Source organism: Stenotrophomonas sp., from assembly GCF_036662295.1.
GTDB lineage: Bacteria > Pseudomonadota > Gammaproteobacteria > Xanthomonadales > Xanthomonadaceae > Stenotrophomonas.
Genome location: NZ_JAVWXA010000149.1, coordinates 1 through 7,400 on the forward strand (window position 1 = coordinate 1; position 7,400 = coordinate 7,400).

5 protein-coding genes are annotated in these 7,400 nt (G+C 71.5%); 4 read left to right on the top strand and 1 reads right to left on the bottom strand.

The features are described 5' to 3' along the window. The coding region (locus RSA25_RS18290) for a glycosyltransferase family 2 protein (RefSeq protein ID WP_332810253.1) at positions 1 to 1,186 on the bottom strand (1,186 nt) is incomplete at its 3' end. Positions 1,187 to 1,290: 104 nt separating this feature from the next. On the opposite strand from RSA25_RS18290, the gene mrcB reads away from it, so the two are divergent. The 4 genes from mrcB (at position 1,291) to tsaB (ending at position 7,139) form a co-directional block, all read left to right on the top strand. Beyond that, on the top strand, positions 1,291 to 3,726 hold the full coding sequence (mrcB, locus tag RSA25_RS18295; protein WP_332810254.1) for a penicillin-binding protein 1B: 2,436 nt from the start codon (positions 1,291 to 1,293) through the stop codon (positions 3,724 to 3,726). A gap of 22 nt (positions 3,727 to 3,748) precedes the next feature. After that, complete coding sequence (locus RSA25_RS18300; RefSeq protein WP_332810255.1) at positions 3,749 to 4,279, top strand: hypothetical protein; 531 nt, start codon at positions 3,749 to 3,751, stop codon at positions 4,277 to 4,279. A 71-nt stretch (positions 4,280 to 4,350) separates the two neighbouring features. Next, the gene (locus tag RSA25_RS18305) at positions 4,351 to 6,426 is read left to right on the top strand and encodes an ATP-dependent DNA helicase (protein ID WP_332810256.1); all 2,076 of its coding nucleotides are present in this window, start codon (positions 4,351 to 4,353) and stop codon (positions 6,424 to 6,426) included. 5 nt (positions 6,427 to 6,431) lie between these two features. After that, positions 6,432 to 7,139: a tRNA (adenosine(37)-N6)-threonylcarbamoyltransferase complex dimerization subunit type 1 TsaB gene (gene tsaB, locus RSA25_RS18310; RefSeq protein WP_332810257.1), complete on the top strand. Its 708-nt coding sequence runs from the start codon at positions 6,432 to 6,434 to the stop codon at positions 7,137 to 7,139. Positions 7,140 to 7,400 lie beyond the last annotated feature (261 nt).

Here is a 7,400-nt window from a genome sequence, read left to right on the forward strand (position 1 = left end):
AGACTTCCACGCCCAGCTGCTGCAGCGCCTCGGTGGCCGCGCCCGCGTGCTCGCGGCGGGTCGACACGAACACCACGTGGGCGCCGCCGTCCACCAGCATGCGGATCAGGTTGTACTGGCGCAGCGAGCCCGAGTCGCGGTCCGGCTGTGGCACCGCTTCGTCCAGGATCAGCACCTGGCGCTGGTGGCGGTGCAGCAGCGCGGGCGAGGGCACGCTGCCCACCGGCAGCTGCGCGCGCAGGGCCTGGGCCCACTTGGCGGCGAACACGCCCTGGTTGCGGACCTGGTAGGCCTTCACGCCGCTGCCGGTATCGGTGCCGTTGCTGGTGCCCTCGTCGTGCACCACGCGGCTGGCCGGCTGCACCAGCACGCGGTGGCCGGCGGCACGCACCGCGAAGGCCAGGTCGGTGTCTTCGTAGTAGGCCGGGCGGTAACGGGTATCGAACCCGCCCAGCGTGTCCCACAGCGCACGCGGGATCATCAGCGCCGCCCCCGAGCAGTAGTCCGCCTCGCGCAGCGCGCAGTAGCGGGGGTCTTCGGGCGATTCGAAACGACCGTAACTCCAGCCGCTGCCGTCCTGGAAGATCACCCCGCCGGCCTCCTGCAGGCGGCCGTCCGGGTACAGCAGCTGGGCACCTACCAGGCCGGCATCGGGCACCTGGGTGAAGGTGGCCAGCAGCGCGTCCAGCCAGCCCGGCTGGGGCACCGTGTCGTTGTTGAGCAGCACCACGTAGCGCCCCTGCGAGCGCGCCACGCCGTCGTTGCAGGCCTCGATGAAACCGCCGTTGCGGGCGCGCACTTCATAGCGCAGGCCCTGGACCTGCGGCATCCACGTGGCGGTCTGGTCGCTGCTGCCGTCGTCCACCACCAGGATCTCGCAGGCCACTTGCGGCGGATGGGCGGCCAGCGCGCGCAGGCAGGCCAGGGTGTGGGCGGCCTGGTTGTAGACCGGGATGACCACGCTCACCACCGGCGCGGCGCTGGCCGGCACCGCGAACGGGGCGAAGGGCAGGGCCGGGGGGGCGTACAGCGCGGCGCGGCGCGGCGGCGGCTGGGTACGGGTATGCACGCGGATGCGCTGCCAGGTGGCGCGCCAGCCGCGCGTGCGCAGGCTGGCCAGGCTGCGGTGGAACAGACCGAGCATGCGGTTCAGGAAGTAGCGTGCATCGGCCAAGGACATCGACATCCCGTTGCAACTCCAGCTTAAGCAGGGGAACCGGTGGCAACGCGCCATTTGCGATGGCTGCGTTAGACTCGCCGGAATTCATAATTCCCCATTCTCGCATCCCCGTGCCCCGACGCTACGATTCCGACGACATCGACGAGTTCGAAGACGACACCGAAAGCCGTGGCCCGCTGTGGCGGCGACGGCTGATTACCTGGGGCATGGCGGCGGTTGCGCTGGCACTGGGTTTCCTCATTCCCTACACCGTCTACCTGAACAAACAGGTCACCCAGCGCTTCGGTGAGCTGCGCTGGCAGATCCCCACCCGGGTCTATGCGCGGCCGTTGGCGCTGGCGCCGGGCTTGGCGATGGATGCGGCCACGCTCAAGACCGAACTGGCCGCCGCGGCCTACCGCGATGACGGCACCGGCAAGTCGGCGGCCACCTTCCACCAGGACGGCGGGCGCTTTGTGATCGCCAGCCGCGGCTTCAATGACGTGGATGGCCCGGTCGGCCCGCGTCGGGTCGAGTTGAGCCTGTCCGGCGGGCAGATCGCCTCGCTGCGCGATGCCGACAGCCGCAAGGCGCTCAAGGGCGCGCGGCTGGATCCGGCGCGCATCGCCACCCTGTACGGGCAGAAGCAGGAAGAGCGCCGGCTGGTCCGCATCGAGGAGACCCCCGAGCTGCTGGTGACCGGCCTGCAGGCGGTGGAGGACAAGGACTTCAACCGCCACCACGGCATCGACCTGAGCGGCATCGCCCGCGCGATCTGGGTGACCGTGCGCTCCGGTGGCCAGAGCCGCCAGGGCGCCTCCACGCTGACCCAGCAGCTGGCCCGCAGCGGCCTGCTCGGGATCGGCAAGGAACAGACCGTCACCCGCAAGTTCAACGAGGTGCTGTACGCGCTGATCATGGAAGCGCGCTACGACAAGCGCACCATCCTGGAGGCCTACCTCAACCAGGTGTACCTGGGCCAGCGCGGCAGCCAGGCCATCCACGGCATGTCCTCCGGCGCCGAGTTCTGGTTCGGGCGCGATCTGTCCTCGCTCAACACCGAGCACGTGGCGCTGCTGATCGGGCTGGTCAAGGGCCCGTCCCACTATGACCCGCGACGCAATCCGGAGCGCGCGCTGGACCGGCGCAACTTCGTGCTGGGCAAGTTGCACGAGAGCCGCCTGATCGACGACGCCGAGTACCGGCGCGCACTCAAGGCGCCGCTGGGCGTGCCCAAGACCCCGGGCCTGATCGCCGCCAACCGGTTCCCGGCCTACGTGGACCTGGTGCGTCGCCAGCTCGGCCATGACTACCCCGAGTCGGTGCTGCAGGGCGCCGGGCTGAGCGTGATGACCGGCATGGCCCCGTCCGCGCAGGCCTACGCCGAGGGCGCGGTCACCAAGACGATCAAGTCGCTGGAGAGCAGGAAGCGGCCCGAACTGCAGGCCGGCATGGTGTTGACCGACGTGCACAACGGCGACGTGCTGGCCGTGGTGGGCAGCCGCGATTTCGCCGAGCCCGGTTTCAACCGCGCCATCGAGGCGCAGCGCCCGGTCGGCTCGCTGCTCAAGCCGTTCGTGTACCTGCTTGCGCTGGCCCAGCCGGACCGCTACTCGCTGGCCAGCTGGGTGGATGATTCGCCGGTGACGGTGCAGCTCAGCCGCGGCAAGAAGTGGTCGCCGGGCAACGCCGACAACCGCAGCCACGGCACCGTGCGCCTGATCGATGCGCTGGCCAGTTCCTACAACCAGGCCACGGTGCGGGTGGGCATGCAGGTCGGCCCGGAGCGGGTGACCCAGCTGATCCATGTGCTGGCCGGGATCAAGGCCGAGCCCAATCCGGCGGTGATCCTGGGCTCCACCGACCAGAGCCCGTATGCGATGGCGCAGCTGTACCAGTTCCTGGCCTCCGGCGGCGAGATCCAGCCGCTGCATGCGGTGCGTGGCGTGCTGGACCCGCAGGGCAAGCTGATGAAGCGCTACGACAAGAGCCCGGCGCCGGCCCAGGAAGGTGACTCGATCGCCGCCAACCTGATCAGCATCGGCCTGCAGCAGGTGGTGGCCAGCGGCACGGCGCAGCGCCTGAACGCCGATGGCCTCGGCCGCCTGCAGCCGGCCGGCAAGACCGGTACCACCAACGATGGCCGCGACAGCTGGTATGCCGGCTACACCGGCGACCACCTGGCGGTGATCTGGATGGGCAACGACCAGAACGAGCAGGCCGGGCTGTATGGCGCCACCGGCGCGATGCGGGTCTGGTCGGGCATCTTCCAGCGCCTGCCGAGCGCGCCGCTGAAGGTGAGCAGCAAGGGCCTGGACTGGCAGTACGTGGATGCCGCCGGCACCTCGGCCACCGACGAAACCTGCCCCGGCGCGCGCCGTTTCCCGTTCGTGGTGGGGTACGCCCCCGCGTTTGCCGCCTGTGCACCGCCGGCGGCCCTGCCCGAAGGCGAGGGCGGCGAAGGTGGCAGCGAAGGCGGTGGCTGGCGCAGCTGGTTCGGCCTGGACAAGAAGCCCGAGCCTGCCGCCGAGGCCGCGCCCGCCGCAACGACTTCCCCCGCACGATGATTCCGGAACGAGGCCGGCCCGCATGACCCACCGAACCCTGATCCGTACCGCCAGCCTGCTCATCCTGAGCCTGTCGCTGGCCGCCTGCGTCACCTCGGCCCCGCCGGTGAAGGCGCCGGTGGACAACACCACCCCGGCCCAGCGCATGGCCGCCGTGGACGCCGTCGCCGCCGGCTCGGATGCCAAGGAGCTGGCCGTGCAGCCGCTGCGCGATGCCGAGATCGAAGACCTGCGCATGAATGCCCAGGCCAAGCGCCAGGCCAACGACCTGGCCGGGGCCGCCGAGGCGTTGAACCAGGCCCTGCTGATCTCTGAAGGCGATCCGTCGATCCTGCAGGAGCGCGCCGAGATCGCGCTGTTGCAGGGCGACTGGACGCGCGCGGAAACGCTGGCGCGCAAGGCGGTGGAGCTGGGTTCCAAGACCGGCCCGCTGTGCCGTCGCCACTGGGCCACCATCGAACAATCGCGCCTGGCACGTGGCGAGAAGGAAAACGCGGTGTCCGCGCATGCGCAGCTGGAAGGCTGCACGGTGCCGGGGATCAAGCGGTACTGACCGGGCGGCCGCAACCGCGCGGTACCGATCATCAGCAGGAGCCGGCCAGTGGCCGGCACGACAGCAGGTTTATGTCTCGACTCGCCCATGCCAGCCGCGACGCCCTGAGCGAGGGCGGTACGCTTGCCAGCCAGCTCGATGCCTTCGTCGCGCGACCGGCGCAGCTGCGCCTCACCGCTGCCATCGCCGAGGCCTTCGACCAGCGCGACGTGCTGCTGGCCGAGGCCGGTACCGGCACCGGCAAGACCTACGCCTACCTGGTGCCGGCGCTGTTGTCCGGGCTGAAGATCATCATCTCCACCGGTACCCGCGCGCTGCAGGACCAGCTCTACCATCGCGACCTGCCGCGCGTGCGCGCCGCGCTCGGGGTGGGCCACAGCAGCGCCCTGCTCAAGGGCCGCGCCAACTACCTGTGCCGCTATCGCCTGCAGCAGGCCCGGGGCGAGCCGCGGTTCAGTTCGACCGAGCAGGTGGCGCAGTTCCAGCGCATCCTGGCCTGGTCCGGGCGCACCCGCTTCGGCGACATGGCCGAGCTGGAGGCCTTGCCCGAGGATTCGCCGCTCTACCCGATGGTGACCTCCACCGTCGACAACTGCCTGGGCACCGAGTGCCCGTTCTGGGATGACTGTTTCGTGGTGCAGGCGCGCCAGCGGGCGCAGGCCGCCGACGTGGTGGTGGTCAACCACCACCTGCTGCTGGCCGACCTGGCGCTCAAGCAGGAGGGCTTCGGCGAGATCCTGCCCGGCGCGCAGGCGTTCGTGATCGACGAAGCCCACCAGTTGCCCGAACTGGCCGCCAATTTCTTCGGCGAAGGGTTCGGCATGCGGCCCTGGCAGGCCCTGGCCCGCGACTGCCTGGCCGAGAGCCGCAGCGTGGCCGGTGCCCAGGCCACCCTGCAGGGCCCGGCGAGCACGCTGGAGCAGGTGCTGGGCGAGCTGCGCATCGCCATGGACGGGCTGCCGCCGCGCGGCACCCAATGGCGCGCGCTGGCGGTGCCGCAGGTCCGCGATGGCTTCGATGCGGCGATGACCGCGCTGGTCACCCTGCGCGATGCGCTGGCCGTCGTGCGCGAGGCGTCGCCCGGCCTGGACGCCTGCCATGCGCGGGCGCTGGAGGCGGTGGGGCGGTTGTCGCGCTGGCTGGGCGAGGATGCACCGCTGCTGGATTTCGACAGCGACCCCGAGCAGGCGCCGGCGCCGGCCGAGGTGCTCTGGTACGAACTGACCCCGCGCGGCTTCCGTTGCCAGCGCACGCCGATGGATGTGTCCGGGCCGTTGCGCGAGCACCGCCAGCGTTCGATGGCGGCCTGGGTGTTCACCTCGGCCACGCTCACCGTGGACGGTGGCTTCGAGCACATCGCCCAGCGCCTGGGCCTGGACGATCCGGTCACGCTGCTGCAGCCCAGCCCGTTCGACTGGGCCACCCAGGCGCTGTGCTACCTGCCCGCCGGGCTGCCCGACCCGGCCGCGCGCGGGTTCGGCACCGCCCTGATCCAGGCGCTGACCCCGGTGCTGGCGGCCTCGCAGGGCCGGGCGTTCCTGCTGTTTGCCTCGCACCGCGCGCTGCGCGAGGCGGCCGAGGCGCTGCGCGATGGGCCCTGGCCGCTGTTCGTCCAGGGCGAGGCGCCGCGCGGGATGCTGCTGCAGCGTTTCCGCGAATCAGGCAATGGCGTGCTGCTGGGCTCGGCCAGTTTCCGCGAGGGCGTGGACGTGGTCGGCGATGCGCTCAGCGTGGTGGTGATCGACAAGCTGCCCTTCGCCGCACCGGATGACCCGGTGTTCGAGGCGCGCCTGGACGCGATCCGCCGCGATGGCGGCAATCCCTTCCGCGAGGAGCAGCTGCCGCAGGCGGTGATCGCGCTCAAGCAGGGCGTGGGCCGGCTGATCCGCAGCGAGACCGACCGCGGCGTGCTGGTCCTGTGCGACCCGCGCCTGCTCAGCCGCAGCTATGGCCGGGTGTTCCTGGATTCGCTGCCGCCGTTCCGGCGCACCCGCGCGGTGGAGGATGTGCGCGCCTTCTTTGCGCCACAATGGCCGCCTGCGCCGCTGGCCGCGCCGGCGGTCGATGCAGCCGATGCAGCGGCCGGGATGGCCGAGGCTGCCCCCGCACGCGCCGCGCCTGACCCTTTTCCGACTTCCCTGTTCTGACGCCCATGAAACTGCTCGCCTTTGAAACCGCCACCGAAGCCTGCTCCGTTGCCCTGTACGTGGATGGGCAGGTGCTGGAGCGGTTCGAGATCGCCCCGCGCCGCCACGCCGAGCTGAGCCTGCCGTGGGCCGAGGCGCTGCTGGCCGAGGCCGGCGTGGCGCGCTCGCAGCTCGATGCGATTGCCCTGGGGCGTGGCCCGGGCGCGTTCACCGGCGTGCGCCTGGCGATCGCGATCGCCCAGGGCATCGCGCTGGCGCTGGACCGCCCGCTGCTGCCGGTATCCACCCTGCAGGTGCTGGCGCTGCGTGCCCCGGCCGACGCCGACCAGGTGCTCAGCAGCATCGATGCGCGCATGGGCGAGGTGTACGTGGCCCGCCAGGTGCGCGTGGACGGGCAATGGCAGTTGCAGGGCGAGGAGGCGGTGTGCGCGCCGGACGTGGTGACGCTGCCGACGGGCACGCGCTGGTATGGCGTGGGCACCGGTTTCGGTGCGGCCGAGGGCCTGCTGGCCACGCGCCTGCAGGGGCAGTTGGTGGGGGTGGATGCGCAGGCGTTGCCGCGCGCCTCCGACCTGTTGACCCTGGCGGTGCCGGCGTTCGCGCGCGGCGAGGCGGTGGCCCCCGAGCGGGTGGAGCCGGCCTACCTGCGCAACAACGTCGCCCTGACCCTGGTGGAACAGCAGGCCGCGCGCGCGGCCAAGCAGGCGACCTAGGAAGGCCCCAGCCACGCATGGCGTGGCTCTACCCGCAATCCCAGCGCACGACCCACCGTCAGTTCCCCGCAGCCCGACACCCCGCGCCCGACCCGGGTAGAGCCACCCCATGGGTGGCTGCACCCACCGTCAGTCCCCCGCAGCCCGACACCCCGCGCCCGACCCGGGTAGAGCCACCCCATGGGTGGCTGCACCCACCGTCAGTCCCCCGCAGCCCGACACCCCGCGCCCGACCCGGGTAGAGCCACCCCATGGGTGGCT